This is a genomic window from Marinobacter sp. L-13 (genome assembly GCF_056857715.1).
This window is the reverse complement of record NZ_JBSXNQ010000065.1, coordinates 23,844-49,773: the sequence shown is the minus strand read 5'-3', so window position 1 is coordinate 49,773 and position 25,930 is coordinate 23,844. Positions and strand designations below refer to the sequence as shown.

The 25,930-nt window shown below is 57.1% G+C and carries 22 protein-coding genes; 10 read left to right on the top strand and 12 right to left on the bottom strand.

Features of this window, described 5'->3' with window-relative positions; genetic code table 11:
* Window positions 1-2: 2 nt before the first annotated feature.
* From gspL to gorA, 4 genes are read left to right on the top strand one after another with little or no spacing between them, the layout of a single operon-like run.
* Entirely contained in the window at window positions 3-1,307 is a 1,305-nt protein-coding gene (gene gspL / locus AC13DD_RS17830; protein ID WP_008171184.1) for a type II secretion system protein GspL, read from the top strand.
* 3 nt (window positions 1,308-1,310) lie between these two features.
* Entirely contained in the window at window positions 1,311-1,841 is a 531-nt protein-coding gene (gspM, locus tag AC13DD_RS17825; protein ID WP_008171183.1) for a type II secretion system protein GspM, read from the top strand.
* Window positions 1,842-1,897: 56 nt separating this feature from the next.
* Window positions 1,898-2,569: a GNAT family N-acetyltransferase gene (locus AC13DD_RS17820; RefSeq protein ID WP_008171182.1), complete on the top strand. Its 672-nt coding sequence runs from the start codon at window positions 1,898-1,900 to the stop codon at window positions 2,567-2,569.
* Between the two features lie 26 nt (window positions 2,570-2,595).
* Window positions 2,596-3,957, top strand: coding sequence for a glutathione-disulfide reductase (gene gorA / locus AC13DD_RS17815; protein ID WP_008171181.1), 1,362 nt, complete (start codon window positions 2,596-2,598; stop codon window positions 3,955-3,957).
* A 38-nt stretch (window positions 3,958-3,995) separates the two neighbouring features.
* Here gorA and AC13DD_RS17810 read toward each other — a convergent pair whose 3' ends face one another.
* From AC13DD_RS17810 to AC13DD_RS17800, 3 genes are read right to left on the bottom strand one after another with little or no spacing between them, the layout of a single operon-like run.
* Window positions 3,996-5,939, bottom strand: a complete 1,944-nt coding sequence (locus AC13DD_RS17810; protein ID WP_008171178.1) for a HAMP domain-containing hybrid sensor histidine kinase/response regulator — start codon at window positions 5,937-5,939, stop codon at window positions 3,996-3,998.
* On the bottom strand, window positions 5,932-6,924 hold the full coding sequence (locus AC13DD_RS17805) for an ABC transporter substrate-binding protein (RefSeq protein ID WP_008171175.1): 993 nt from the start codon (window positions 6,922-6,924) through the stop codon (window positions 5,932-5,934). Before AC13DD_RS17805 ends, AC13DD_RS17810 begins: the two co-directional genes overlap by 8 nt.
* A gap of 32 nt (window positions 6,925-6,956) precedes the next feature.
* Window positions 6,957-9,080, bottom strand: a complete 2,124-nt coding sequence (locus AC13DD_RS17800; RefSeq protein ID WP_008171173.1) for a TonB-dependent receptor plug domain-containing protein — start codon at window positions 9,078-9,080, stop codon at window positions 6,957-6,959.
* Between the two features lie 158 nt (window positions 9,081-9,238).
* Here AC13DD_RS17800 and AC13DD_RS17795 point away from each other — a divergent pair, with 158 nt between their 5' ends.
* Complete coding sequence (locus AC13DD_RS17795) at window positions 9,239-9,883, top strand: hypothetical protein (protein WP_008171171.1); 645 nt, start codon at window positions 9,239-9,241, stop codon at window positions 9,881-9,883.
* Window positions 9,884-9,897: 14 nt separating this feature from the next.
* Here AC13DD_RS17795 and AC13DD_RS17790 read toward each other — a convergent pair whose 3' ends face one another.
* The 4 genes from AC13DD_RS17790 to AC13DD_RS17775 all read right to left on the bottom strand — a co-directional run bounded on the left by AC13DD_RS17790 (window position 9,898) and on the right by AC13DD_RS17775 (window position 14,146).
* The gene (locus tag AC13DD_RS17790) at window positions 9,898-10,893 is read right to left on the bottom strand and encodes a bile acid:sodium symporter family protein (protein WP_053115301.1); all 996 of its coding nucleotides are present in this window, start codon (window positions 10,891-10,893) and stop codon (window positions 9,898-9,900) included.
* A gap of 3 nt (window positions 10,894-10,896) precedes the next feature.
* On the bottom strand, window positions 10,897-11,574 hold the full coding sequence (locus AC13DD_RS17785) for a FadR/GntR family transcriptional regulator (protein ID WP_008171167.1): 678 nt from the start codon (window positions 11,572-11,574) through the stop codon (window positions 10,897-10,899).
* A 79-nt stretch (window positions 11,575-11,653) separates the two neighbouring features.
* On the bottom strand, window positions 11,654-13,144 hold the full coding sequence (locus AC13DD_RS17780) for a flavin-containing monooxygenase (RefSeq protein WP_482931545.1): 1,491 nt from the start codon (window positions 13,142-13,144) through the stop codon (window positions 11,654-11,656).
* Window positions 13,145-13,234: 90 nt separating this feature from the next.
* Window positions 13,235-14,146, bottom strand: coding sequence for a LysR family transcriptional regulator (locus AC13DD_RS17775; RefSeq protein ID WP_482931544.1), 912 nt, complete (start codon window positions 14,144-14,146; stop codon window positions 13,235-13,237).
* A 100-nt stretch (window positions 14,147-14,246) separates the two neighbouring features.
* Between AC13DD_RS17775 and AC13DD_RS17770 the strand changes: the two genes are divergently transcribed.
* Window positions 14,247-15,866, top strand: a complete 1,620-nt coding sequence (locus AC13DD_RS17770) for an NADH-quinone oxidoreductase subunit L (protein ID WP_482931543.1) — start codon at window positions 14,247-14,249, stop codon at window positions 15,864-15,866.
* Window positions 15,863-18,319, top strand: coding sequence for a YbcC family protein (locus tag AC13DD_RS17765; RefSeq protein ID WP_482931542.1), 2,457 nt, complete (start codon window positions 15,863-15,865; stop codon window positions 18,317-18,319). Before AC13DD_RS17770 ends, AC13DD_RS17765 begins: the two co-directional genes overlap by 4 nt.
* A gap of 54 nt (window positions 18,320-18,373) precedes the next feature.
* On the opposite strand, the gene AC13DD_RS17760 is transcribed toward AC13DD_RS17765, so the two are convergent.
* Complete coding sequence (locus tag AC13DD_RS17760) at window positions 18,374-18,646, bottom strand: YebG family protein (protein WP_482931541.1); 273 nt, start codon at window positions 18,644-18,646, stop codon at window positions 18,374-18,376.
* 146 nt (window positions 18,647-18,792) lie between these two features.
* A complete protein-coding gene (locus tag AC13DD_RS17755) occupies window positions 18,793-19,761 on the bottom strand; it encodes a beta-ketoacyl-ACP synthase III (protein ID WP_482931540.1) in 969 nt (322 codons plus the stop codon).
* 167 nt (window positions 19,762-19,928) lie between these two features.
* Between AC13DD_RS17755 and AC13DD_RS17750 the strand changes: the two genes are divergently transcribed.
* The 3 genes from AC13DD_RS17750 to AC13DD_RS17740 all read left to right on the top strand — a co-directional run bounded on the left by AC13DD_RS17750 (window position 19,929) and on the right by AC13DD_RS17740 (window position 20,990).
* Window positions 19,929-20,180, top strand: a complete 252-nt coding sequence (locus tag AC13DD_RS17750) for an HP1242/YdcH family protein (protein ID WP_008171152.1) — start codon at window positions 19,929-19,931, stop codon at window positions 20,178-20,180.
* Between the two features lie 171 nt (window positions 20,181-20,351).
* Window positions 20,352-20,504 (top strand): hypothetical protein, encoded by a 153-nt coding sequence (locus tag AC13DD_RS17745; RefSeq protein WP_008171150.1) that lies wholly within the window; start codon window positions 20,352-20,354, stop codon window positions 20,502-20,504.
* A gap of 234 nt (window positions 20,505-20,738) precedes the next feature.
* On the top strand, window positions 20,739-20,990 hold the full coding sequence (locus tag AC13DD_RS17740; protein ID WP_008171147.1) for a hypothetical protein: 252 nt from the start codon (window positions 20,739-20,741) through the stop codon (window positions 20,988-20,990).
* Between the two features lie 3 nt (window positions 20,991-20,993).
* Here the strand turns inward: AC13DD_RS17740 and AC13DD_RS17735 are convergent, their stop codons facing one another.
* The 3 genes from AC13DD_RS17735 to AC13DD_RS17725 form a co-directional block, all read right to left on the bottom strand.
* Window positions 20,994-21,890: a peptidoglycan-binding domain-containing protein gene (locus tag AC13DD_RS17735; RefSeq protein ID WP_482931539.1), complete on the bottom strand. Its 897-nt coding sequence runs from the start codon at window positions 21,888-21,890 to the stop codon at window positions 20,994-20,996.
* Window positions 21,891-22,006: 116 nt separating this feature from the next.
* On the bottom strand, window positions 22,007-23,872 hold the full coding sequence (locus AC13DD_RS17730) for a methyl-accepting chemotaxis protein (RefSeq protein ID WP_273018429.1): 1,866 nt from the start codon (window positions 23,870-23,872) through the stop codon (window positions 22,007-22,009).
* Between the two features lie 213 nt (window positions 23,873-24,085).
* Window positions 24,086-25,930, bottom strand: a complete 1,845-nt coding sequence (locus tag AC13DD_RS17725; protein ID WP_482931538.1) for a protein kinase domain-containing protein — start codon at window positions 25,928-25,930, stop codon at window positions 24,086-24,088.

The following is a 25,930-nucleotide window of genomic DNA, read 5'->3' as shown; positions in this document are numbered from 1 at the left end:
TCATGTCTTATCGCCTTTACGTCCGCCCAATACCGCCGTTTGCGGACGCTGACCAGGACCCCGGTGCCCAGATGTTCAACTGGGTCCTGCACGATGCCAGTGGCGATGCGCAGGCTCGCGGCGCAGGCGACAGTCGGGAAACCATCGAGCATACCCTCGGCCAGAATGCACTGGATAATGTTCTGTTGATCGGCCTTATCCCCGGCGAAGAAGCGATTTATTGTCTGGCTGATATTCCCGCGAAGCAAAGCCGCTTTATCAATCAGGCGTTGCCCTACGCTGTCGAGGAGCAGATTGCCCAGGACATTGATTCTGTTCATCTGGCGCTGGGCGCCCATACCGATCACGGCTACCGCGTAGCGGCCATTGATCGCGAACGGATGGGGCAGTGGGTGAATCTGTTCAGCGGCTGGGAGCATGTTCGCCTGGAAGCGATTTTTCCGGATGCCTCATTGTTGCCGCGCACCGAAGGCGGCTGGTCGGTCTGCCTGGATGGCGAAACGGCAATGATGGTGAGCGAACGCGGTGAGTGGCTGAGTATGCAGTCTGCGAACCTGGGAATGTTTGCTCACACGCTGGCTGCACCGTCTGCGGAGGAAGTGGTGGCTGAAATTCCGGTCACGCTTTACGGCACCGCTGAAGAATTTGATCTCCAGCAATCGGCCATCTCGGAGTTGAACGGTTCTGGTCGGCTTGCGGTTCGCAAGGAAGTTCTTGAACTCATGCCTCTGGAACTGCTGGCCTACGCCCATCACCATCATCTGTGCGAACCGGTAAACCTGTGCCAGGGCATGTTCTCGTCCAAATCGGGCAAGGCGAGTCCGCTCAAACCATGGAAACCCCTCATCGCAGTTGCCGCCGTCTGGTTCGTGGTTCAGGTGGCGTTGAATGCCGGAATGGGATTCTACTATCAGAATCAGGCAGAAAAACTGCGAAACGAGGCCATGGCAATCTATCGCGATGCGTTTCCGAATGACCGGCGTACCCATGCCGGCAACGTCCGGCGCGTGATCGAAGGCCAGTTGCGGGTTGCCGGCGCAAGTGGGCCGGAAGTGGACTTTATTACCCTGATGAAATACACCGGACAACAGTATTCCCGTTTGCCGGGCAGCCAGGGAGTGAATTTCAATTCAGTGAATTACAGCCGCTCACGGGGTGAGCTGGTCGTAGACGTGAGAGCCGATAGTTATGACCGTTTGAGCGCTCTGCGCAACGGCCTCGCGAACCAGGGGCTGGAGGCGCAGATTGGTTCGGTGGTGAACGAAGCGAGCGGCGCCCGCGGCCGCCTGACGGTCTCAGGAGGTTAAGGTATGTTTTCCCGAATCAAGGATCAGCCGGCGGTCGGCAAACTCATTGCGCAATACGACCAGTTGCCCCGTCGCGACCAGCAGGCTTTGGTGGTGCTGGCCATCGCTGTGTTTCTTGGCCTTCTGTATTTTGCCGTTTGGCGACCGGCGGCCGGGTTCTACGACCAGGCGGAAGCTGCCAGAGACAATGCCGGCGAATTGCTGGCCTGGATGCAGGCAAACCAGCGGACAATTCAGCGTCTTGGCAATACAGGCGGTGCCAGCACCACGGCGTCGGCAGACAAACCTGCGGATGGCCGTGCCCTGATGGCGCTGGTGACCCGTTCCGCCGGGGAGGCGGGTCTGTCACTTCAGCGCTTTGAGCCCAGCGGTGAAGACGCCATCCGAGTCTGGCTTGAGAATGTGCCTTTTGCAGAGGTTGCCGCTTGGTTAGAGCGATTGAATGGCAACCATGGTGTCGTCATTGACCAGGCGGCCATGGACAGGGCCAGTGAGCCAGGGCGGGTTTCCGTTCGTCTCACACTGGCCATCTGATTCTGAAAACCAGATTCCGGGCCTTTTGTCCGGAACTGACGCAGGAGAGGGAAGCGATGAGTAACGGCAGCGACAACAAGAACAAATCCGAGCCAGCCATTGTTCGCCTGGACGAAACGGCGCGGAATGAAGCCAGATCCATTCTGTTTCACGCCTACCGGAACGAACCGACGTTCCAGTACCTGTTTGATCACCGGCGCCCCGGCTACGATCAGAGGGTGAGGGCGACCATAAGGGAGCTGATAGACCTTTATTTTGAGCTCGAACAGGATGCCATTGGCGTGATGGTTGACGACACGCTTGTGGCCGTTGCGTTCATCGGGGATCCCGAATTAAGGATGAACCTGGCTGATCAGATCAGCTGGCGGATTCGTATGGTGCTGACGACGGGGTTTGCCTCTACACGTCGGTATCTGGACTACCACGAGAAAATTCGCGACATGTTGCCACAACCACTGGCGCATCAGTTGCCCATGATGGGGGTTAATCCCAAATACCAGAATCGCGGCTACGGCCGTTTGCTGCTGAAAACCGTTGAAAAACTCTGTGCCGAGAACCCGCGTGGCAGCGGGCTGGTGCTCGATACAGGAAACAACCGTTATCTGCCGTTTTACGAATCCGAGGGTTTCCGGAGCCTTGGCAAGATTCAGCTCGGCGATTTTGAAGATCACGTGTTGTTCAGGGAAGTGCATCCGGAAACCAAAACGGCCACCTCCGGCCAAACCTGATTTTAAAATGTGTAACGGGAGAAGCTGTGTCTGACCAGCAGGATTTTGATCTGATCGTTATCGGAGCCGGCTCCGGCGGCGTTCGCCTCGCGCGGATGTCTGCCCAGCGGGGCGCCAGGGTGGCCGTGGTTGAATCCAGGTATCTTGGCGGAACCTGCGTAAACGTTGGCTGCGTGCCCAAGAAACTGTTTGTGTACGGCGCTCACGTTCACGATGAGCTGGAAGATGCAGCCGGCTACGGTTGGCAGGTTCCACTCGACGATGTCAGTTTCGACTGGCCGAAGCTGGTTGCCAACAAGAATGCCGAGATCGAGCGTCTGAATGGCATTTATGGTCGGTTGCTGGAAAACGCCGGTGTGACCATCATCGAAGGAACGGCGTCCTTGTCAGACGCCAATACCGTGGTGGTCGGGGATACCTCCTATCGGGCCAAACACATCACGATAGCCACCGGCAGCTGGCCGGTGATTCCGGATGTGCCCGGCAAGGAATGCATTCTTACGTCCAACGAGATGTTCTACCTGCCGCAGCTGCCGAAGCAGGCCGTGGTCTGGGGCGGTGGCTACATCGCTGTAGAGTTTGCCGGCATCCTGGCCGGGTTGGGTGTTGATACAACCTTGCTGTATCGCGGTGATCTGTTCCTGCGCGGGTTTGATGGCGACATCCGACGGTTTACCGAACAGGAAATGCGGAAAAAAGGCGTAAACCTGCAGTTCGGGGTGACCATCGAATCGGTTGAGGCCGAAAATGCCCATTACCGGGTTCAACTTAACAATGGCGAAACCCTGGAGACTGGCCTGGTGATGGCGGCAACCGGCCGTCGTGCCCTGGTTGACGGTCTTGGTCTGACTGATCTTGGCGTTCAGCTCAGCGCCTCGGGGCATGTTGTCGTGGATGATCACTTCCAGACTGCCGTGCCCTCAATTACTGCGCTGGGTGATGTGATTGGAACTCCTCAGCTTACGCCGGTTGCCCTGGCACAGGGCATGGTGCTATCCAGACGTTTATTCGGCGATGGCAAAGGCGAAATGGACTATTCGGCGATTCCAACGGCCGTATTCTGCCAGCCAAACATCGGAACGGTTGGGCTGACCGAGGAAGAGGCCCGGGAAGCGGGGCATCGACTGCGGATCTACCGTTCGGAGTTCCGCCCGATGAAATACACCCTCAGTGGTCGTGACGAACGGAGCTTGATGAAGCTGGTGGTAGACGACGAGACTGATCGAGTATTGGGTGCCCACATGGTGGGTCCGGACGCTGGTGAGATTACCCAGGGGCTGGCGGTTGCCATCAAGGCTGGTGCGACCAAGGCCCAGTTTGATTCTACCCTGGGCATTCATCCGACATCTGCCGAAGAGTTTGTCACCATGCGCGAACCGGTGGCGTGATTTAGTGCCGGCGTCCGGTTCTGGGCGCCGGAACCTTTCTAGAGCTTGATCCAGCGGCTGAGCACTTCGCGGAGCATTTCCTTGCGAACAGGCTTGGCCAGATAGTCGTTCATGCCACAATCGAGACAACTCTTTTCCGTGCCGGGCAGAACGTCTGCCGTTAGTGCAATGATCGGTGTCCCAATCTGCGCGTTGCTCTGCTCCCATTCCCGGATATAGCGGGTGGCCTCGTATCCGTCCATCACGGGCATCTGACAGTCCATCAATATGATGTCGTAGCCTGTGTGGTTAGTGGTCACCCTGTCCAGTGCTTCCTTGCCGTTGTTGGCGGAATCGGTATGGAAACCCAATCGCTTGAGCATAGCCGTGGCAACGCGCTGGTTTACCGGGTTATCTTCCACCACCAGGGCGTGGCTGGTGCCATTAATCGTTTCCCTTGGCGGTGTCCCGGTCGGCTCGGGATCGATGGGTCGATCCGCCAACTCGAAGGGCAGCTCAAACCGGAACGAGGAACCCTTACCCAGATCCGTTTCCACCTGAATGTGCCCGCCCATGAGTTCAACCAGCCGCTGGACCAGGGACAGGCCAAGCCCGGTGCCCCCGTATAGCCGGCTGTTTCCGCCGTCGACCTGTTCGAAGGAGTTGAAAATGTCGTGAAGGCGCTCGGTCGGAATGCCGGACCCGGAGTCGCTGACCGAGCAATTCAGAATGATGCAGTTGTCTTCCAGGGCGAAAAAGCCCGCCTGGATATTGATAAAGCCATCGCCGGTAAACTTGATGGCGTTGTCAGCCAGCCCCGCCAGAATTTGCCGCAGACGTGCGGGGTCACCGATGACAACGGGGTTGTCCGGCCAGTCGCCAAAGAACTTGAGGTTGAGGGCTAGGCCCTGTTGCTCGGCGAGGTGTCGGTAGGTGGCGGTGCAGTTGGAAATCAGTTCCCGAAGGTTAAACTCCTGGCTGTCGAGCTTCAGGGTGCCGCTGTCCATCTTCGAGTAATCGAGGATGTCCCCGATGACGGTCAACAGATCCTCGGTGGACTGGCGGGCAGTGTTGAGGTATTCGCGCTGGCGTTGGGTAAGCGGTTCTTCCTGGATCAGATCGACCATCCCAAGCACCCCGTTCAGGGGCGTACGCAACTCATGGCTCATGGTTGCCAGAAATTCGGATTTTGCCTGATTTGCCATCTCGGCCTTTTCCCGGGCACCTTCGGAGGCGGCGAGGGTCTGGTCCCGTGCTGTTTTCAGGCCGGCCAGGTGATGAGCCAGCTGGTTGAGTTGCTCTTCAATGGCAACGATCTCCTTCGAACTCTGGTGAGTATTCAGGGGACGTTCCTGGTAGTCACCATCGGTGAGTTGACCGATTCGCCCGGCGAGGTCCCGTATCGGTGCCAGAATTGCTCCAAGGAAATGATTGATGATCAGAATGCTGAACAGCAGCAGGGCCACGCCAACGGCGATCGATGTCCAGAGAATATCCTGCCGCCTTTCGGCAAGAACATCCTGACTTACGCCAACCTGAACAGTGCCAACCCTCAGAGAACCGGAACCAAAGCCATAGTCTGGCTCAAACCACTCCGCAGTGCGCTCCGAACCAAATTCCAGGGGCTGCTGGAGAATCTCGGCTTCGTAGATCTGGTAGCGCTCGGGTGTTTCACCCGGGTTGATCGGTTCGTGGGAAACGAAGCCGAGTTGGTCTCCCATAACGTCAGAAACCCGGATCCAGTCGGCTTTGCTGCGACGCAGCGACTGGGAAAGGATCTGGTCCAGTGCCAGAGTGTTGCCAGAGACAACGGCGTATTCCAGGGCAGGGGCGAGGCTGTCGGCAAGCATCTGGCTGCTGTCGGAGAGATCCCGGCGCGCATCCTCAAGGCGCACAGACGTGAAGAACACCATCAGCACGATAAACATGACTATGGCTGGCAGAGCTCCGAGGAGCAGCAGCTTTCGGGACATGGGGCGCTGTTGTCTGTGGCTGTTATTCATCAGACGCCTCCCCATTAATCGCTAATTGTCGATCCACCCGTGTGGCAATATCCTCACGGCTCGGCAAGGGAATGTTCAGAGAACGTGCAACCTGGGCATTGACCTCGACCCGAAACTCTTCCGGATACGAGGGTTCCGGATATGCACCAGTTTCGAAAAAGGTCGATAAAAAGCTGCCAGCCATCTCAACCATTTCAGGGAACGGAGCGTAACTGGAGGCCAGGGAGCCTGCCTTGACATAAGCCTGAGTGGGGCCGATGACGATCTGGTTACGGCGGTAGGCGGTCAGCAGAATATGTTTGATGGTTCTGGGGTTGTATATGGCACTGTCTGGGGCGGCCAACAGAAAATCTCCATAACCCAGGGCCCGGACAAGTGTTGAGATCAGGTTGTCGTTGCTTTCTACCAGAAATATTCTGGCCGACATGCCATAGGCCGGTAGCTCATCAATCAGCGGTTCGTAAAGTTCCACCGAGTCTGCGGTTGCCAGCAGGGCTATCTTGTTGGCCTGGGGCAGGATGGCTTTCCCTGTCAGGGCCTGGCGGATCAGGGGTACGTTGTACAGCACCCCGGTGATCTGGCCCGGAGACCGCTCTGCAAACCCCGAGATAAAGGACTTGTCCACCAGCATGGCCAATATGGGTGCCGAGCGGTTTGCCTGACGGACCCGGGAGAAGGCGGCGGGCCCCACGCTGATGATCGGCCCGGAATCAAGGGTGGCCAGCTGATCATCAGTAATTTCTATCAGGGATGTTGCTGGAGCCAGCTCTCCTCTCAGCAGCTGAATCAGGTGTTGGTCGAGAGGGGCATTGCCCGAACCCGCAAAGTAAACCACTCTTCCTTGCGATTCCTGGCCTTGCGATTCCTGGGCGCCGGAAAACACGGAAAAAACGGTCAGCAGCAGAATGCACAGGGTCTTGGGGAAAAGACTCCGGATTCCACATATGGACCGTTTTTGATCTGCCTTGCCTGTACTTCGCTCCATACCGTCCAGGGCTCACGCTTTCCTTGTTAAATTCAGAAACGAATCCCAGCTTCAACAAAAAACTGGTTCTGATCCTCAATCCGGTTGTCAGGGCTGATCCATGGCTTGGGGTTAAGGTAATGCTGGATCGTCAGTGCCAGCATATAACTGTAGTTGGTTCTGTCCACCCGACGTGCGAGCCTGAAATCGGCCCGCTCGAACCGGGTATTGCGCACTTCATTGGTCCAGTACATGGCCGCTGAGGTCATGAAGCCCATTGGCAGATCCTGGATCCAGGCAAAACTACCGGAGTCACGGGCGGAGAGACGGCCCATAAGATCTACGGCACGTTCCTGCTTGTCGACCGGAAGCGCGGCCGGGTCGCCAGTGTATCTGCCTTCCTGCTCAAGATACGCGTAGGTAGCCCGGAGCTTGGTTCCGGAAAACTCCAGCGAGGTTTCCAGCTCGACGCCTTCCTGCTCAAGATCAACGTTGTTGGCGATATACCATTCTTCTTCGTTGATGACGCCACTGATCATGTCATGGAAATCGTCGTTGAAGTAGCGCACTTCCACCGAGAGCAGGGCACTTTCCAGATGGAACTGGCCAAAGTAGCTGATCTCCCGGGAGGTGATCCACTCCTCTTCCAACTCCTGCCCGTAAGTGGACGTAGTCGGGTCCAGGATGTCTTCCACTTTGATTCTCTGGCCATCCAGTGCTTCAAAGGGTGGCTGAACGTTGGTCGGTGTATAGGACCAGTCCGGATTCTGCTCGAAGGCATCCGGTGTGCGGACCGCCCGGGAAAAGACAAACCGCAGCGCGTGGTTGTTGTTCAGGATAAAATTTGCCGCGGCTCTGGGGGAAAAATAGTCTTCATCGGTGGTCGTGGTCCGCTCCCAGTTGCCGCCTGCGTTGAAGGTCAGCCACCGAAAGGGCGAGTACTCAGCGTTGGCGAATACCCGGGATTGGTAATTGTCCCCTTTACCGTTAAAGAAGGTTTCGGAATTGAACGAGTCCTTGCGATAGCCCACACCGGAGACCAGCTTGAACTGGTCACTGAAAATAATGGTGTCCTGGAATTCAATTTCCTGCCGGGTTTCTTCCAGGTCTTCGTTCAGGTCAGCGATGAACGGACCCTGATCCTCGGGGAAGGGTGGGAACCCTGTCGGCAGCAGGGCATTGATCTCCGCTGCAGGCGCGGAAACGGTCCACCGCTGCCTCTGTCGCTGATTCTGATAGCTCGCCTGGATATGGTAGAAGTGGTCGGGCGAGGTCGCTCCGTCGAACCGGACATGGAGGTAGTAGTCATCCATGATAATGTCCGGGTTTGTGGTGGCGCCCAGCTTTCCGGACTTCTCGAGATCTTCTTCATTTACGCCATCCAGAACGCCTGCTCGCACGTCAACCGAATGCTGGCGGTCAATTCGGAATACGCTGTCGAAATTGAAGTTGTTGATGTCGTGGCCATCGTGAAAGGGGATCTCCTGGCCGCCATCAATCTGACTATCAAAGCCGTTGGATTTGCGCTTCTCGTACGACAACCGCCAACTTTTGTCGGCATCGGTATCGCCCACGGAGGTAAACGTGCGAAGGTGACCACGGGACCCAACCGAGGTGTAGGCTTCCACCCCCGCCGTGTCTTGCGGTGAGCGGGTAATGATATTGATGCTTCCAAGAAACGCGTTGATGCCATAGGCGGCGGAATTTGGGCCCCGGCTCACTTCAATACGTTCGATATTTTCCAGTGCCACCGGCATGCCCAGCCAATCTACGTCTGCGAGGCTGATTCTGTAGGCGGTTCGCCCGTCAATCTGAACCTGCAGGCGGCGTTGCTCGTATTGGGAAGTACCGCGATAGGTTGCCACCGGGTTGGTACTTCCCCAGTGGCCAACCACCATGCCCGGAACCAGCCGGAATGCCTCTACGAGGTTCATGATGCCGAGGTCACGGATCATGTCGCCGGTGATGATCGTGGTGGTGCCGGGAACCCTGAGTTTTGACTGGCGCAATCGTGTCGTAGTCAGTACTTCGGGGATTTCGCTTTGTTCGCCTTCGAGGGCAAGCAAGCCGGGCATGAAATCAGGTGTGTCAGTTTGGCCGAGCGCGGTAGCCGGAAGCAGGGCGGACAGGGCAAGGCTGATGCCGAAGCAGGTTGCCAGAGGGCGGCGGTCACCCATTCCTGCCGTTTTTGTCGATTGATGCATGGTTGACGTTCTATAATCTGCCGAGAAAAAAGGATAAAGCGGTTTTATTATGATTAGGTCCTATCGTAAGGGACTACAGACAGTTTGTCTCTCTGAAATGTAATAAATCTAGGCCCGGGAGTTGCAGCTTTATGAATTGTTGGGAAATCCTTGGAATTGAGCCGACCGGCGATCGCCGGAAGATCCAGGATGCGTATGAGCAACAGCTCAAGTTTGCTTCGGAAGACGAGGCAAAGAGCCTGGAAGCGGCTTTCCGGGAGGCAGTCGGGGACGATCCGGGCCCGGTAAAGCAGGCTTCTGACACGGTTCAGACTGAACCGCATCGCGAGGTGCAGGACGAGGAGCCTGATCGTCCGCTGGATGCCAACGAGGGCCAGGTGGTTCGTGAGGTGGTTATCCAGATCAAGGCCTTGCTCAATGACTCCTCAAGAAGCAAGGACCCGGGCATCTGGAAAGCCATTCTGGACGAGCCGCCCGCCGATCAGCCGCGGTTGCGACGCGAGATTGGTCGCCAGTTGGAGCCCCAGATACGGCCGATGGCGGAAAACGGTACCTTTCCGGCGCCGGTGGCCCAGTTTCTCGGTGAGTGGTTCGACTGGTTCACTGTGGAGCAGGCGCCTGAGGCGGCCGACGATCGGAATTACCCGGAACCCGATATGGCTGAAGAGCAGGGCGAACAGCCACCGCAAATGGTCAATTTCTGGCCGGCGGTGATTGGCTGGATTGTAGGGCTGGCGATTCTTGCCACACTCTTTGGCGGAATGGGTGGCGGTTGATTTCGCCGCCCAGATCAACCCGTTTTCTCTGCATTCGCCCTTTCAATTTTATCCCGGTACTTCTGGGCCAGGAAGGCTCCGACGATAACCTGTATCTGGTTGTAGCACATGATCGGTAACACGATCATGCCGAAGCCCGGGTGCCCTGAGAACAGGACCTTGGCCATGGGCAGACCAGACGCCAGGCTCTTTTTGGAGCCGCAGAACACCACCGCGGCTTCATCCTCCAGGCTGAACCCGAATCGCCGTACCAGGAACCTGGCAAACACCATGAATAGCAGCAGCAAGCCCAGGCACAGCGCAATGGCGAAAAGGATGGCCTGCAGGGGCAGATTCTCCCAGAGTCCGCTCTCTACCGAATGTGAAAAAGCGGAGTAGACGATCAGCCAGATCACGCACTGATCGTATCGGGCCATCAGTGTTTCGTTTCTGCCAAGAAATCCGCCGAGCCATGGTCGGAGCGCATGCCCAACCGCAAAAGGCAGCAGCAGTTGCAGAACGATGTCTTTCAGGGCTTCCGCTACGGAGAAATCCCCACCGCCGGACGTGCTTACCAACAGCAACAGCAGGAATGGCGTCAGCATCATGCCAAAGACATTGGAGGCGGCTGCGCTGCAGATTGCCGCCGGAACATTGCCCCGCGCCATCGCGGTATAGGCGATGGAAGAGGACACCGCCGACGGCAGGACGCCCAGGTAAAGAAACCCCAAACCAAGATCTTTCGGCATCCAGGATGGTGCGATATTGCTGAGGCCGTTAATCGGCAGCACCGCAAGTGGAAAAAATACGAAGGTGAGCGAAGTGATCAGAATGTGCAGCCGCCAGTGGGTGGCACCGGCAATAATCTGGTCCCGGGACAGCGCTGCGCCATGGAAAAAGAAGAGCAGGGCGACGGCGACCGTTCCGGCGGTGGCCAGTGCCTCGCCTGCCTGGCCAGTTGCAGGCAGAAAGGTGGCTAATACGATGGCGCCCAGGAGCAGCAGGGTAAAGGTGTCGATCCGGAACTTCATGAATCAGGACTCCCGACGCTTCAAGGCCTGGAGGCTGGGTTTCAAAAGCGCCCTTGCCAGGGATTCTGCTTTGCCCTCATCCTGACGCCGGACCGCCGCGAGCAGGAGTTCATGGTCTTCCTGGGAGGGTTCCGGCAGGTCTGCGTCGGTTTCGGTCTGCTCGATGGTCTGGCTGACAGCGTGGGAAAAGTAGTCGTAGAGCTCGATCAGCGCTGAGTTATGAGAAGCGGCAACCAGGGCATGATGGAAGGCTTCGTCGTGCCGGATGCGAGCCTGCAGGTCATCTCCCGCTTTGGCGCGAGCATCGAGGGCTGTGGTCATGTGCCGGAGATCCTGTTCTGTCCGCCGGTGCCCTGCCAGCTTGGCGGCCTCCGTTTCCAGCATGATCCTGACCTCCAGCTGCTCCGCCAGCTGGGTGCGGGCAATTCTCCGCAGTGTCTCCCCGGCGTCCCGTGTCGCTCGTACGTATGTGCCATCCCCCTGGCGGGTTTCCAGCATCCCCACGTGTACCAGCACCCGAACCGCCTCACGAACCGTGTTGCGGCTTACTCCGAGGGATTCGGAAAGTTCTGATTCGACGGGCAGGCGATCGCCAACCGACCAGTCACCTTTTTCGATGGCGTTTCTGAGACTTTCGATAGCAGTCTCGACCAGCGAGCCTTTGCGAATACGTTCCAGCATGTGTATGTCATCCTTCTAACCTATAACCCAATCATCCTATGAATATGGCCGAGGTTCAAGGGCAAAGGCTTTCACCCGATTACCCCGCGGTCTGGCCGGGGTAAAGAAATTGGTAATCAGCGGTGTCTACCCGGCGGGTCGCGAACCGGTAGGTGAAGGTGAATCCCGGCCAGTTGATGGTATTGCGCCCATGCTCATCGAGGTACCAGGAGGTGCAGCCGGAGCTCCAGACCGTGTCTTCCAGGCCTTCCTGCACCACATGAGTAAAGCGGTCCTGGCGATCCTGGCGCACATCCATGGCCGAGCCCGGGTATTTCTCGAGCGCTTCCAGGCACTCGAGCACATATCGGAACTGGGATTCGAGCATGTAAAGGATGGAGTTGTGAGCCAGATTGGTGTTCGGCCCATAGAGCATGAACAGGTTCGGGAAGCCGCTGACAGTAATGCCTTTGAAGGCGCCGGCACCGTTCTGCCAGGCGTCGTTCAGCGACTTTCCGCTGCGGCCGGTTATCCGGATGGGCGAGAGAAACTCCGAGGCCCGGAAACCGGTGCCGCAGATAATCGCATCTACCGGATGGTGGTGACCGTCCTGCGTCAATACGCCGGTTTCGTCAATCCGGTCGATGGGATCCGTAATCAGGTTGACATTGGGCCGGTTGATGGCCGGGTACCAGTCGTTGGAAATCAGAATGCGCTTACAGCCGATCTTGTAGTCGGGAATGATGCGTTTCAGTTTGGCCGGGTCGGTAACCTGCTTTCTCGCCTCCCGTTTTGCCTGGCTGGCGTAGATCTCCAGCAGGCCGCTGAATTTGGTGAACGCCAGCGCCCGGCTCTCGTTTTTCCAGTAAATCAGGTAACGGTACAGGCGGTCCCACAGCGGCACTCTCTGGAACAGAGTCTGCTCCCAGCGCTTGAACGGACGATCCGGCTTGGGCAGCACCCAGGCCGCAGAGCGCTGGAACAGGTCCAGCTGTTTGACCTTCGGCGCAATCTCCGGGACAAACTGGATGGCACTGGCGCCGGTGCCGATGACGGCCACCCGTTTTCCAGTCAGGTCGTAATCGTGATCCCAGCGGGCCGAGTGGAACATCTTGCCCTGGAAACGATCCAGGCCGTCGAGTTTTGGCCACGCAGGTTGATTGAGTTGGCCGGTGGCGGTAATGAGCACGTTGGCGGTGAGTTGTTCGCCGCTCGACAGGGTGACCGTCCATTGATTCGAATGATCGTCAAAGGCCGCATCCTGCACTTCCGAATTGAACCGGATTCGATTGCCAAGCTGGTATTTGGCGACGCAGTGCTCCATGTACCCGAGAATTTCCCGTTGCAGCCCGAACTTCCGGGACCAGTCGTGCTTGGGTTCGAACGAATAGGAGTAAAAGTGGGACTGCACATCGCAGGCGGCACCCGGGTAGGTATTATCGCGCCAGGTTCCGCCAACGCGGTCGGCCTTCTCCAGCAGGGTCACGTTTGTAAAGCCTGCCAACTTCAGTTTTATGGCCATGCCCAGGCCACCGAAACCGGTGCCGATGATCAGAATAGACGGGCGTTCACGCTTGCTGTGCTGGGTCATGATCGGGTGTCCGGCGTTATTATTGTGGTCTTTCGGCTTCAGTATACGGATGTAACCCGCCCGTATGGATGACAATTTTCGCCACACGGGCTAGTCAGAATGACCAATCGGTGTCCGTGTCAGAAAATTATCGCTGGTCTGGGACAGCAGTTCCCGCAGAGCCGGCGTCTCGAACTGGCGGCGGATGCTGATGGCATAGAACTCCTCGAAAACGCCGGGCAGGGCGCCATAATCCGCCAGCGTTCCGCTTCTCATTTCGTCCCGCACCACCACCGGCGGCATGATGGCAAAGTGGCCGGTGTCCCGGGTCAGAAGTCGCATCATGGCCATGTCGTCCACTTCTGCGGCAATGTTCGGGCGTAGCCTGTGGTATTCGCAAAGCTGATCAAAGGCCTGACGTATGTTGTTATCGGGTCCCGGAACAATCAGGCTTCTGCCGCGCAACACCTCGGCAAAGTCCCCCTGAACTTCCATGCCCCGTGGCCCGATGATGCTCACCGGCTGTTTGGCTATCAGCCGGGACCGCCAGGGATTCTGTTCATCGCCCTGTACCGCCTGATTGGCAAGGATGAGATCCAGACGGTGGGCTGATAGCCGCCTTAATAATTCATCGATGTGGCTGCTTTGTAGGCTCAGCTCCAGATCCTCCCGATTGAGCAGAGGTTGCAGGAAGCCTTCCTGGAAGTTCCGGGACAGGGTGGCAACCGCCCCGATGCGCAGGATTTCGCGGTTAGGTTGAGCGCCCGAGGCAAACAGCGCCGTCAGCTCCTCACCCTGCCGGAAGATCTCCTCGGCGTAGGAAAAGGCCATGCGACCGGCTTCAGACAGCTTCAGACGCCGCCCCTCGCGGATAAACAGATCATGGCCCAGGCTCTCCTCCAGCTTCCGAATCTGACCCGACAGGGCGGACTGGGAAATGTGCAGCGAGTCGGCAGCGCGGGTCAGGTGGCCGGTACGTGCCACTTTCCAGAAATAGTACAGGTGATGGTAATTGAGTTTCATGGCCATTCGTTCTCAAAAACAGAATGAAGTGATCAGTATAAACCATTTTTTATATATACCGAATGTGTGCAAAGTACATGCAAACAGGAGGTTTGCAGATATGAACCCAATTGCTGAAGTTTCATCGTTATTCGTCCTCGCAATCTGGCTGCTGCTGCCGGTGAGCCTTTTTTTGCTGGCCGGATTGAGCGGCTGGCTGAAAAGTCCCCTGAAGCTGAATCACTGCTGGCGCATTGCCGGATGGATCATGATGGCCTCCATGGCTGCGTCCCTGGCGGTGGGTGTGTTGCTGTTGGTGCAAGCCCAGGTTGGCGGTACCAGCAACACCCTGGCGGCCCTTGGCGGTCAATTCGGTCTTTACCCGGACGGCGTTGCAGTCTGGATGGCGTTGATGGTGGCCTTCATCGGGTGGGTGATCCTGCGGTTTGCTGACAACTACCTCAGCCAGGACCCAGGTCGAGACCGGTTTCTGCCATGGTTCCTGGTGACGGTTGCCTCAGTTCTGGTTCTGGTGTTTACCAACCACCTGTTGATTCTGGCTGGCGCCTGGATTGGTGTCAGTCTGGCTTTGCATCATTTGCTCACCCTTTACCAGGACCGGCCCCAGGCGCGCATGGCGGCGGTCCAGAAGTTTATTGTCAGCCGGGTGGGTGATGCACTGGTTATTTCCGGTGTGGTGGCCCTGTACCTTCACTACGGTACCTTTTACCTGCCGGAAATGGTTCAGAGTGAGGCCGCCCGGGCCGGCGGATCCACGGCACTGACGGTTGCCTCGGTTGTTCTGGCCCTGGCGGCTGTCCTCAAGTGTGCCCAGATTCCCTTCCATGGTTGGCTCATCCGGGTAATGGAAGCGCCGACGCCTGTCTCGGCGCTGCTCCACGCCGGGGTGATCAACCTGGGTGGCTTCCTGTGGCTGCGACTGTTTCCTGTATTTGACGGCTTTACGGCCGGCCATATGATTCTGCTGGTGATTGGTGGAATGACCGCAGTGATTGCGGTCCTGACCATGATGACCCAGTACTCGGTCAAGCACGCCCTGGCGTGGTCAACCTGTGCCCAGATGGGGTTCATGCTGTTCGAAATCGGTATGGGTGCCTACACCCTGGCTCTGCTGCATCTTCTGGCGCACTCGCTCTACAAAGCGCATTCGTTCCTGGCCTCCGGTCGCACCGTGGCCGTATCTGCGGCAACCCGTTTCCCGGAATCGCCGGCGGCCAGCCGGCTGTTCTGGGCCGGCTCAACCGGTCTGGTGGCCACTGCCATCCTGGTCCAGGCGCCCTGGATCGTCGAGAACAACCCGGTATTCGGAGCGCTTCTGGTGCTGGCGGTGTCTGCGGCGGCAATGGGCATTCCGGCCGGAGCAACAACTCCCGTGAAGCTGCGTCTTGCCGGCCTCGCGGTGCTGCTGGTTCCCATCTATTCACTGTTGCACTTCATGGTCGGCCCGGCGGTGCCCGCGCATGAGGGGTTCGCGATCCCGATGGCAGCCTGGGCGGTTGCTTCGGCAATGGTCGCGCTGTTGGCCGCCTGTTCCCTGGTGATCGTGTTCGGCGCCCGGTTCCCGGCAACCCGCACCCTGTGTGCCCATTTCCGCCAGGGGCTATACCTTGAGCTGCCGTTTGATCGGCTGACGCGATTCCTGGCTTCGGAAGCCCTGAAGGTTCCCGCCATGTTCCGCCGGGTTCCCCATCATCCGTTCAGACTGGAGGAGAGATCATGAGTAACGTCTGCGTGTCGGTGCCTGAGTTGCAGGTAATGAACGATGGCTGGCGAAAGCCGTTCCGGCAGGCCTGCGATGTGATCGCTCCGGTCTGGCCCCTGGACCAGTGGATTGCCGTGAATCCGTTCTGGGGGCTGCGTCACCTTCCGGCCTCCCGGGCCGATCAGGTGCTCGGGGAGCGCGGCGGGTTCAGCATGTTGATGCCCACAGAATACTACCGGGAAGCCTGGGAGGGCGGCCGGATCCGCGAGGAGGATCTGCAGGCCAGCATCGCAGAGCGTCGCGATGAGCGAAACCTGGCCTGGTACCTGGATTGGCTGGGTCGCAAGCCCTCGACGGCAGCGCCCCTGAAGAGCTCTATTCTCGATACCTACAAAGGCACAAGCGCCGATGATGAAAGTGGCGGTTTGGCCGAAACGGCCTGTGATCAGGTGTCGCGTGTTTGTGGTGCGTTTTTCGACCAACGACAGGGGCGTTGGTCCGCTGCGGGCGATACCGCCGTAACGGGTCTGTTCCGGTTCTGGCTGGAGTCAGTCCGAAACGATCTGGCACTGGATTTCAGTACCGGACTCAAGGGCGTCAGGGCTTTTTTTAAAGCCGTGCCTGACAACATGGACGAGGCCATTCTGGACGCTATCAAGCGGATTCGCGTCGCCGGGGAGGACCTGGAGGCCCTGTGCCATAGCCTGTTGCTGAAAGTGAACGGTTGGGCGTCCTGGTGCCGCGGTGAGGACTGGCGGGCAGGCCTTGAGGGCCGCCCATCGGATCGCTGCGCGGAAATTCTGGCCATTATGCTGGTCTGGGAATCCGCAGGCATTGCCTTTGCCTCGACGGGCCAGAAGGCCGAGTGGCAAAGGCAGAGAGCACGGGCGCGTCGCAGTGGCGACTACGACAGCCGGAGCAGGCTGTGGGTCTGGCAGCGAGCTTTCGAGATTGGCTACCAGCGATCTCTCTGGCGGGCGCTTTCGGCCGCCCCCGAAGGACAACCAGTAGCCGGGCAGGACAACGAGACACCGGTCGCTCAGGCGGTGTTCTGTATTGATGTCCGCTCTGAAGTCATGCGCCGCCACCTTGAGGACGTTTACCCCGGGGTTCAGACCCTCGGCTTTGCGGGATTCTTCGGAATGCCAATCGACCACCAGCAGCACGGACCGTTCGCTCCGGCCCGCCGTTTGCCGGGACTTTTGCCTGCCCCATACCGGTTAATCGATACCAAAGGCAGCATGCGCGAGGACCTCGCCGAGAATCGATCCCTGGATCAGAGGGAGATTGCCCGTGAATCGGTCAGAAAAGCGAAATACACCAGCCTCTCGACCTTCACACTGGTTGAGACAACTGGTCTGGCCTGGGCCTGGAAGCTGGTGAAAGACTCGCTGAAGAAAGGCCACAAAGCTGGCGGGGAAAAGGTGGTTGAGGGCAGATTGGTGCACAACCTGGGAGGGGATCCCCTGTCGGATGCCGAAAAGGTAGCGCTGGCGGCAAACATGCTCCGTGGTATGTCACTCACCAGGGGCTTTGCACCCTTGCTGGTGCTGGTGGGCCATGGAAGCCATACCGACAACAACCCGAACCAGGCTGGCCTCGACTGTGGCGCCTGCGGTGGCCAGAGCGGCGGTGTGAATGCGCGGCTTGCGGCCAGCCTTCTGAATGATCCCCAGGTTCGGGCGGGGCTTTCAGACGAGGGCATCAAGATCCCGGACTTTACATGGGCGATTGCTGCTGAGCACTGCACGGCGACGGACAAAGTGACCATTGCCGATCGCCATTTGGTTCCGGATTCCCACGTACAGAAGCTGGCGGACCTCGAAGCCGGGTTCGAAGAGGCCGGCATCCGCGTGCGTAAGGAGCGGGCCACACCGCTAAAGCTGAACGGACTGGACGATGACAGCCTTAAACAGGCCATGGAAACCCGTACCCGGGACTGGTCCGAGGTTCGCCCGGAATGGGGACTGGCTAACAATGCGGCGATCATTTTCGCCAAACGGAGCAAGACCCGGGGCTGCAATCTGTCGGGCCGGGTTTTCCTGCACGACTACGACCCGGCGCTGGATGCTGATGGCGGCATCCTTGAGGCACTGCTTTCGGCACCCATGGTGGTCGCCAACTGGATCAACCTCCAGTATTTTGCGTCAGTCACGGTTCCGGAGGTATACGGTGCCGGCAACAAACTGCTGCATTCGGTGGTTGGAGGGAATGTCGGTGTAGTGGAGGGCAACGGAACGCACTTGAGAATCGGCCTGCCGTTGCAGTCTGTTCACGACGGCACGTACTGGCGCCATGAGCCGGTTCGCCTCACTGTGCTGATTGACGCACCTGCGGAGCGGATTGAATCCGTGCTGCACAAACAGCCTGACGTGGCAGCGCTGGTGGAAAACCAGTGGGTGAGCCTGCATCGGATGACCGACAAGGGTGCGGAGCGTTACGACAATGGCAGCTGGATAAGCGTCTGCTGAGGGCAGGGCGGCCGTCAGTGGCCGCCCTTGCAATCCTTGGCCTTGTTCCTGCCTTTATTCCTGTTCCGCGTTCAGCAGCTCGGGCTTCTTGAGGGCTTTCTGGAACAGGTCCTTCTCTTCTGCGATGGCCATGGCGCAGCGCTCTGCCAGATCGTCACCCAGACCTTCAACTTTGCGGCCCAGGAATACCTGGATTTCTTCGGCCAGCTCGAGCACCTTGTCCCGGGCGTCGGCTTCGGCTTTTGAAGTGAACAGCATCGTCTCAGGATTTTTCAGTGCCATCTCCAGGCCGTCCCTATCAGAAAAGTAGACTGCTTGTACTGCCATGGTTATTCCTCGCAGTGAGCGTTGGTTGTACTGTATAAAAATACAGTCTATCTGACAGGCGGAGGTCAACACAATGAAAAACGGGCCTCAACCGATGTTGAAGCCCGTCTCTGAGTCAAGCCTGGTAGAAGCTAGAAAGGCACCAATCAGTACCGCAGCAATGCCGAACCCCAGGTAAACCCGCCGCCAAAGGCCTCCAGAAGAAGCACTTCGTTGCGCTTGATCCGGCCGTCACGAACGGCGACATCAAGAGCCAGAGGAATGGATGCGGCTGAGGTGTTGCCATGTTCATTGACGGTCACGACCACCTGGTCCATGGACATGTTCAGTTTCTTTGCCGTGGCCGAGATGATGCGCAGGTTGGCCTGGTGTGGAACCAGCCAGTCGATTTCCGATTTCTGCATCTGGTTTGCCGCCAGTGTTTCGTCAACGATCTTGCCCAGGGTGTTGACGGCAACCTTGAACACCTCATTGCCTTTCATCTCTACAAACGCACGCCCGGCTTTCACCTGGTCGTAGCCATCGGCAATGCCGCAGGGTACGTGGAGCAGATCCGCGTATTGGCCGTCTGCATGTATATGGGTGGAGAGGATGCCGGTTTCTTCATCAGCTTCCAGGATCACAGCGCCGGCTCCATCACCGAACAGGACGCAGGTTCCACGGTCCTCCCAGTTGATAATGCGGGAAAAAACCTCAGCGCCAATAACCAGTGCTTTCTTGCTGCTGCCGGTCTTGATGAACTTATCCGCCGTTGCCAGTGCGTACACGAAGCCGCTGCAGACGGCCTGGATATCGAAGGCAGGGCAGCCACGGATACCGAGGCGCGCCTGGAGAATGCACGCAGAACTGGGGAAGATCTTGTCTGGTGTGGACGTGGCGAACACGATCAGATCTATGTCTTCCGCCTTGATGCCCGCCGCATCGATGGCGTTTTTTGCAGCCTGTTCGGCAAGATCTACTGTTGTCTGCCCTTCGATGGCAATGTGGCGTCTTTCGATTCCCGTGCGCTCGCGAATCCACTGGTCGGTTGTGTCGACCATTTTCTCAAGGTCTTTGTTGGTAACAATATTGTCCGGCAGGTAGGAACCGGTGCCGGTGATTCGTGCAAAGGTCATTCGCAAGTGTCCCGAGGCGTAACTGGATAACGTACTACCATGCTATACCCATGCAACGTCGTGCGTAATTAGCGATTTGTCAAAGACGCCCAGAAACTGGCACGCTCGTCTATGCTGAAGGTGATCAGCTTTGATCAACACTCTGCAAAGAAAAGGAGCGTAGAACGATGGGCATTTCCAGCCACGAGCTTCACGTAGAATTCCCGCAGTACCGAGAACTGATTCAGGAACTCAAGAACAATGATCTCAAGTTCAACGAAAAGCTTCAGGAGTACACGCATCTCGACCACGAAATTGAAGGGCTGGAAAAGAGGGATTCTCCCATCGGTGATGACAAACTCCACCGCATGAAGCAGAAACGCGCACAGCTGAAAGATGACCTTTACCAAGTGTTACTTTCAAACGCCAAGGCGTCATAAGACTGCCATCAAAAGTACACAATTCTGACACCCAATAATGCTTGGAGCCCCTGTTTATAGGGGTTTCCAAGTATTCAGAAAGCTCCTCGTCAAGCTTAGAATAGGACCCTAATTAAACAAGGTCCCGGTTTTCGGAGACCAATATTCTGGGGTTGACCAAGGAGTAATGAAATGAAAAGAGCTGCTTCGCTTTACAAAGGCTGGCGGATGAAGCGCAACTTTATCCATCTGGTGATGACTATGGATCGTCGGTTGCTGAACGATGTGGGATTTTCCCCTGAACTGGTTGAACAGAAACTGAGCACTCCGTTCTGGAAATTCTGATCCTCGTGACTGATCGACTCTGCTCTCGGTAACCTTCTGAACTGGTTGAAAAATAATCAGTCCAGAAGGTTACAGACTGTCACAATAATGAAATATCCTATTGTTCTTAAAGCCCTTTTATCTCGAAAAAATCTAAGAAAATTGATCTGAATCTGTATTCTTTTCTACCGGATCGTCCTATAGTTACGCTACCTCCAGAACCAGACCGGTTCACCCTGAAAGGAGAGCTCGACGATGATCCAGGAATTCCTTCAAAGCAACTTGCCCCTAGACTCCTCCGTAAGCCTCAAGCGTTCAGATACAGAGCCTGATAAAGACATTGCCAATGCCCGCAGCGAAGCCTTTGAGATCGTCTCAGACTCCGGTGAAACCGTAGGCTTTGTGAAGGCCTGGGAAGATGACCCGAGTTTCCGCGGATACGTCCACTTCGATTCCGACGGCAACGTGATTGACTGGAAAGTCTTTAAAGACCGGTTGCAGAGTTGACGCTCAGACCAGCCAGCCAAAAAAGAAATCGAACAAGACGCTGAAAAACCCGCCGCCGGTGCTCTGAGAATTATCGGCAACCGCGGAATTTGTCGATGCAGTGGTTTCTCCCCCGATTGGCTGGGCTTTCTTCGTATCCGTTGCTTTCGGCTCGTCAGGTCCCGCACTGGTGGGCTCTGCAGGGAGCTGGGCCAGCACCGGGTCTGGTTCTTTGGTGGCTTCCGGAGTTGTTTCCTCGGCGACCGCAGGTTCCGGCGCGGGAGCTGGAGCTGAAGTTGGAGCTGAAGTTGGAGCAGGGTGCTCTGAAGTCACCGGTTCAGGTGTTTTCGGGGCTGTTTCCGCCACTTTTTCTTGTGGCTTCACTTCAGTACTTTTCGAAGTTACATCAGTAACTATCTGGTTTTTAACAGATTTGGCATTGATCGAAGTTGTTGGTCCGCCCTGTTCGGAAGATTTTTGAATGGGGTCCGGGGTAGGTTCTGGCGCAGGCGCAGGCTTTGGTTCAGCCCTGGCAACGGTCGGGGTATTGGGCGCTGGCTCGGGGAGGGACAAACCGAGCTGTGCCACTGACGCCTTTCGACTGCCAACTGAATTTGCAGTGATGGTTGCGCTGGATGTTTTGGTCACGCCGAGCGCTTTCAGTGTTGCCGTATCCAGGTTGCCGTTGGTTTGCAGCCCATTTTGAGCTTGATAGGCGCGTATGGCAGCTCGGAGTTGCTCATCAATCCAGCCATCCGCGCGTCCGATGTCATGACCGGCACCGTAAAGAGCATTTTCGGCGGCGAAAATGACTTTTTCGGGTTCGGCGGCTTGAGCAGTGCCGAGGCAGGCAGCCGCTGTCAGCATGGCAATGACAGGGCCGCGAACGCCTTGCCTCCTGGGTGATTGAGAGCGCGTCATGGCGGGATACCTCCGGGCAGTCCGTTTCCGGTTACATTGTGTAACTTAAAACCCAAAGGTATCAGGTAATCATCTGCGCTCTCGTGAATTGGTTAACATCTGCAACCATTGTGTGTTCAGGATTCACTGGCCCTGAAGCGTCGCACGAGCGTATTCAATTCATCGGCCATGTTCGCCAGAGAGCGGCTTGAGTGATTCACCTGGGAAATGTCTCCGGCCAGTTCCTCAATTGCGCCACTGCTTATTTCCACGTTCTGGGTCATCTCCGCGGCGGTCGCTCTCTGCTGCTCGGTTGCACTCGCAATCTGGGTGGTCATTTCAACGATGCTGTTGACCGCCGCGAGAATATCCGTCAAGGCTTCGCCCGACTTGCTTGCCTCCTCGCTGGCCTCTTCGGCCATCTGCTTGGCCTTGCTCATGTCCACTACTGCGCCGGCCGCGCCACTCTGGAGCTGGGACACAATCCGCTCGATATCGACGGTCGATTCCTGAACGCGCTTGGCCAGTCCTCGAACTTCATCGGCAACCACGGCAAATCCCCGCCCGGCGTCACCGGCTCGAGCCGCCTCAATGGCGGCATTTAGCGCCAGAAGGTTCGTTTGCTCAGCAATGCTCTGGATAACAGCCAGCACATTGCCGATTTCGGCCGATTCGTTCTCCAGTTGTTGGATCCGGGTAGACCCTTTCTCAACCTGATTGGCGAGGTTGGTAACCGCCCGAATGGCTGAGCCAACGGTTTCCTGTCCGGAATCCGCAAGCGATGAGGCCTTACGGGCCGATTCGTCAGTTTCGCTGGTGTTCGAGGCGATCTCTTCGGAGGTGGACACCATTTCCTGCATGGCGGCAGACACCTGCGTGATCTGGTCGCGCTGTTGCTCCGAATTGGCGGTTGTACGCTCTGTGATGCCGGAGAGTGATTCGGACTCGCCTGTCAGTTGGCGAGACGCCGTCACAATTCGGGAAATCGTTTCCTCGAGCGTTTGCAGGAAGGTGTTGACTGCGTCGATGAAGTCACCGATCTCATCGGGACGGCCCGGAGTGAGTCGGGTTGAGAGGTTGCCGTTGTTATTGGCGATGTCATCGAGGTAACCGAGAATTTCAGTCTTGGCGCGTTTCACGCTGTTGCCCATCAAACGGCTCATCACAATCGCAACAATCAATCCGAGTACGGCAGAGACCAGGAAAGCTGCCAGAGTAAATTTCAGAGCTAGATCGGTTTCGGCGGTTGCCTCATCGGCCTCTTCGTCCAGGGAGGCAAATATACTTGCTTCAAGTTCCCTCGCCATGCTCGCAATTTCCGGTCCCAGCACGTCCAGCTTCTGGGATTTAACGTTGACGAGAATGCTCTGCTGCTCAAGCATTTTCTGAACAGCAGCTCGGTAGGCTTCCAGTTCCTCAACAACGGTGTTCAGGTATACCTGAACAAATTCGGGACCATTCTCGGCATCAATCAGTTCGAGGGCGTCAGACAGATCTTCAATGGCCCAACCGAGGGCTTTTTGCGAATCCTCGTCGCCAGTTGCCAGGTACCGCTCGGCAGTCATCCGCATGATCAACGCATCGTTAAGGAGTTGCTCCAGACCGGCTCTCAGTTCGCTGTCTGGCTCACGGTTGGCAACGCCATTTAATGCAAGCCTGAGGGCTTTTGTTGCGTTAGGTCCGTGCACATCCAGTTGTTCTGCAATAATGCTGAGTACCTGACGCTTTGCCGGAACCAAGACGTTCCTGAAAGACTCAATGTACTGATTGGTTGTATCTTCAATCCGATCAACGAGGCTCGCTCGCTCGGGCTCCTGAATGTCCTCCTGAGCTTTGGCCATGACCGCTCTGAAATCCGTTTCCATCTCGTCAAACCGTTCCAGGGTTTCCTCGTTGCCCGTGGAAAAGTAATCGAATACCCGAAGGCGCATTCGATAAACGCTGATGACCGACTCAGTTCCAATGGCCGTTTCTGGCGCAAGATCGCGGGCGACCGTGTTCATACGCTGGTCGAGTGCCTGAAATTCGTTCACGCTGAAAAAGGTGACAGAGGCGAAGAGGAGAAGAACAAAAACAGGCGCTATCAATAGCTTGCCCGGGACACCTAATTTTCGTTCTAAGGATTCGAGAAAAGAGGAAGCCAAAGCGTAGTCCTTCTATTAATTTGTTTTAACAGGTAACGGCACGGTTTCTCAAAACTGAAGCTGTGTTTTGCCTCAGGTAGAAGCATGCTCAGTCCTTGGATTACGCGGGTAGTAGCGTTCGGGAAGTCGCTCGATGTGGGGAAAGAACCGGGTGTCCTTGTAAGGCATCTTCATAAAGCCTGATACACCCAGGCCAGTTATCTGCTCGACTGCCGAGAGAATGTCATCCAGCAACCGGCTGAACTCCGATTCTTGCTCAGGGTCCAGTAGCCGATAGTGGCTATGGATTTTGAGATGGCGGGGCAGGGCCTCGAAGATGATCATGCCCGTGTGATGAATACTGTTCAGTGCCTCCAGCGAACGGATGATGGTCTCTGGAAGAACGAGAAATTCCTCCGGATCCGGCCCGTCTTCGAAGTAGGAGTGAACGCGACTTTCGTCCTCCACCTCTGGTGCGGCGCTGACCTCGTAATGCAGTTTCATGTCTGGCGACACCAGAAACGGCTGGTCGGGTTCTTCGCGATCAATGTGCAGAGTGTTCCGGGCGTTAAACAGACAGCTTTTGAAAATCCCCTTCCGGTAAATGGCCTGGGCCAGGAAAACCATATTGTTGACGGCCTGCACAAACGCCGACTTCAAGGCAGGATCGTGCAGATTCAGGGAAGTGTCGATGTAGATGCCATCGGTTTCCCAGCGCACGGCCAGTCCACCTTCCACCGGGTAGCGCCCGAGCCGGCTCACGGCTGCCAGAAACGCCTTTTCGGTTTCGCCCATGCCCTGCATGAAATTCTTGTAGTAGCGGTCCAGCTGTACGTCATTGACGTCGTTGAGGGTTTCCGGTGCGCCTTCCTCCCTGAGAAAGGATTTACGCGAGCTGTAAACCACGGTGTCAATTTCCTGGTCAGAGGCACGCACCCACACGGGTACCTGGGCCGCGACCGGGGTTTCCGGCAGATCGATCATCACCGTGCGGGCCATACGCGGCATCTCTGTCAGATAGTAATCGCCGGCCTTACGGCGAGTTTCCGGATCCGGTGACAGCATGCCATCCAGCATGCGCGCGAATTCCATGGGCAGGCCCAGTGAGGTGGCCGGGATGGCCCGATGGCCAAAGCGGCAGGATTGGGCTGACGCCAGGGCATAGAGCGTGCCGGCTGCTCCCTGTTCATCGAAACGGGGAGACGACAGCCCGCCGTTGAGCTGTTCCTCGCCGATAAAATACACATCCCCGAGCCGTGCGTTTGTTTGCTGGAGGTTGTCGGACATCAGCTCCATCACGTTGGCGGTGATGAATTGCTGGTTGGCGTCCAACTGAGCAAACACGGAAGAGCCCCAGTCAATCAGGGCAATGTTTTCAGTGCTGGCGTCGAAGACCAGATTGGAAGGTTTGATATCGCCATGAACGATTGGCCTGCCGGCCGGTCCATTTTCACGGCGAAGGTTTCGCAGGGTGTCGGCCAGCTGGTCCGCGATGCGCATGATGAGCCGTGGTTTCAGACGACCATCACGCAGGGAAACCTCTTCCAGATTTAATCCGGCAGCACGCTCCATCACCAGAATCGGCTGGTTATTGGCTCTTTGGTAGGAAATCAGCCGTGGCACCCTGGGATGGCGGACCTGCTCCAGAATGTAGGCTTCATCTTCAAGCCGGTCCTGAAGATGCCGAGGCAGGTTGATGCGGGTGAATTTGAAAACATGTTCCGGGCCCCCGGCTGCGGTGCCGGGCAGGCGGCCTGAGAATACAAAGCCGTAAGCACCCTTGCCAATCAGCTCTATGTTCTGGTAGCCGAGTTGGCGGAGCTGGGCGGCGCAGAGCGCCACCCAGTCTTTGAGCTTTTTGGCATCATCATGGCTGAGCAGGTAGATCGACTGCTCTTCGGGTATGTAGAACTGCTGCAGTTGCGTCTTCTGCGCCAT

What these genes read in the sequence shown, in the direction of transcription:
- gspL (WP_008171184.1), top strand. Translation starts at nt 3, where the DNA reads ATGTCTTATCGCCTTTACGTCCGCCCAATACCGCCGTTTGCGGACGCT.
- gspM (WP_008171183.1), top strand. Translation starts at nt 1,311, where the DNA reads ATGTTTTCCCGAATCAAGGATCAGCCGGCGGTCGGCAAACTCATTGCG.
- AC13DD_RS17820 (WP_008171182.1), top strand. Translation starts at nt 1,898, where the DNA reads ATGAGTAACGGCAGCGACAACAAGAACAAATCCGAGCCAGCCATTGTT.
- AC13DD_RS17810 (WP_008171178.1), bottom strand. Translation starts at nt 5,939, where the DNA reads ATGAATAACAGCCACAGACAACAGCGCCCCATGTCCCGAAAGCTGCTG.
- AC13DD_RS17805 (WP_008171175.1), bottom strand. Translation starts at nt 6,924, where the DNA reads ATGGAGCGAAGTACAGGCAAGGCAGATCAAAAACGGTCCATATGTGGA.
- AC13DD_RS17800 (WP_008171173.1), bottom strand. Translation starts at nt 9,080, where the DNA reads ATGGGTGACCGCCGCCCTCTGGCAACCTGCTTCGGCATCAGCCTTGCC.
- AC13DD_RS17795 (WP_008171171.1), top strand. Translation starts at nt 9,239, where the DNA reads ATGAATTGTTGGGAAATCCTTGGAATTGAGCCGACCGGCGATCGCCGG.
- AC13DD_RS17790 (WP_053115301.1), bottom strand. Translation starts at nt 10,893, where the DNA reads ATGAAGTTCCGGATCGACACCTTTACCCTGCTGCTCCTGGGCGCCATC.
- AC13DD_RS17785 (WP_008171167.1), bottom strand. Translation starts at nt 11,574, where the DNA reads ATGCTGGAACGTATTCGCAAAGGCTCGCTGGTCGAGACTGCTATCGAA.
- AC13DD_RS17780 (WP_482931545.1), bottom strand. Translation starts at nt 13,144, where the DNA reads ATGACCCAGCACAGCAAGCGTGAACGCCCGTCTATTCTGATCATCGGC.
- AC13DD_RS17775 (WP_482931544.1), bottom strand. Translation starts at nt 14,146, where the DNA reads ATGAAACTCAATTACCATCACCTGTACTATTTCTGGAAAGTGGCACGT.
- AC13DD_RS17770 (WP_482931543.1), top strand. Translation starts at nt 14,247, where the DNA reads ATGAACCCAATTGCTGAAGTTTCATCGTTATTCGTCCTCGCAATCTGG.
- AC13DD_RS17765 (WP_482931542.1), top strand. Translation starts at nt 15,863, where the DNA reads ATGAGTAACGTCTGCGTGTCGGTGCCTGAGTTGCAGGTAATGAACGAT.
- AC13DD_RS17760 (WP_482931541.1), bottom strand. Translation starts at nt 18,646, where the DNA reads ATGGCAGTACAAGCAGTCTACTTTTCTGATAGGGACGGCCTGGAGATG.
- AC13DD_RS17755 (WP_482931540.1), bottom strand. Translation starts at nt 19,761, where the DNA reads ATGACCTTTGCACGAATCACCGGCACCGGTTCCTACCTGCCGGACAAT.
- AC13DD_RS17750 (WP_008171152.1), top strand. Translation starts at nt 19,929, where the DNA reads ATGGGCATTTCCAGCCACGAGCTTCACGTAGAATTCCCGCAGTACCGA.
- AC13DD_RS17745 (WP_008171150.1), top strand. Translation starts at nt 20,352, where the DNA reads ATGAAAAGAGCTGCTTCGCTTTACAAAGGCTGGCGGATGAAGCGCAAC.
- AC13DD_RS17740 (WP_008171147.1), top strand. Translation starts at nt 20,739, where the DNA reads ATGATCCAGGAATTCCTTCAAAGCAACTTGCCCCTAGACTCCTCCGTA.
- AC13DD_RS17735 (WP_482931539.1), bottom strand. Translation starts at nt 21,890, where the DNA reads ATGACGCGCTCTCAATCACCCAGGAGGCAAGGCGTTCGCGGCCCTGTC.
- AC13DD_RS17730 (WP_273018429.1), bottom strand. Translation starts at nt 23,872, where the DNA reads ATGAACACGGTCGCCCGCGATCTTGCGCCAGAAACGGCCATTGGAACT.
- AC13DD_RS17725 (WP_482931538.1), bottom strand. Translation starts at nt 25,930, where the DNA reads ATGGCGCAGAAGACGCAACTGCAGCAGTTCTACATACCCGAAGAGCAG.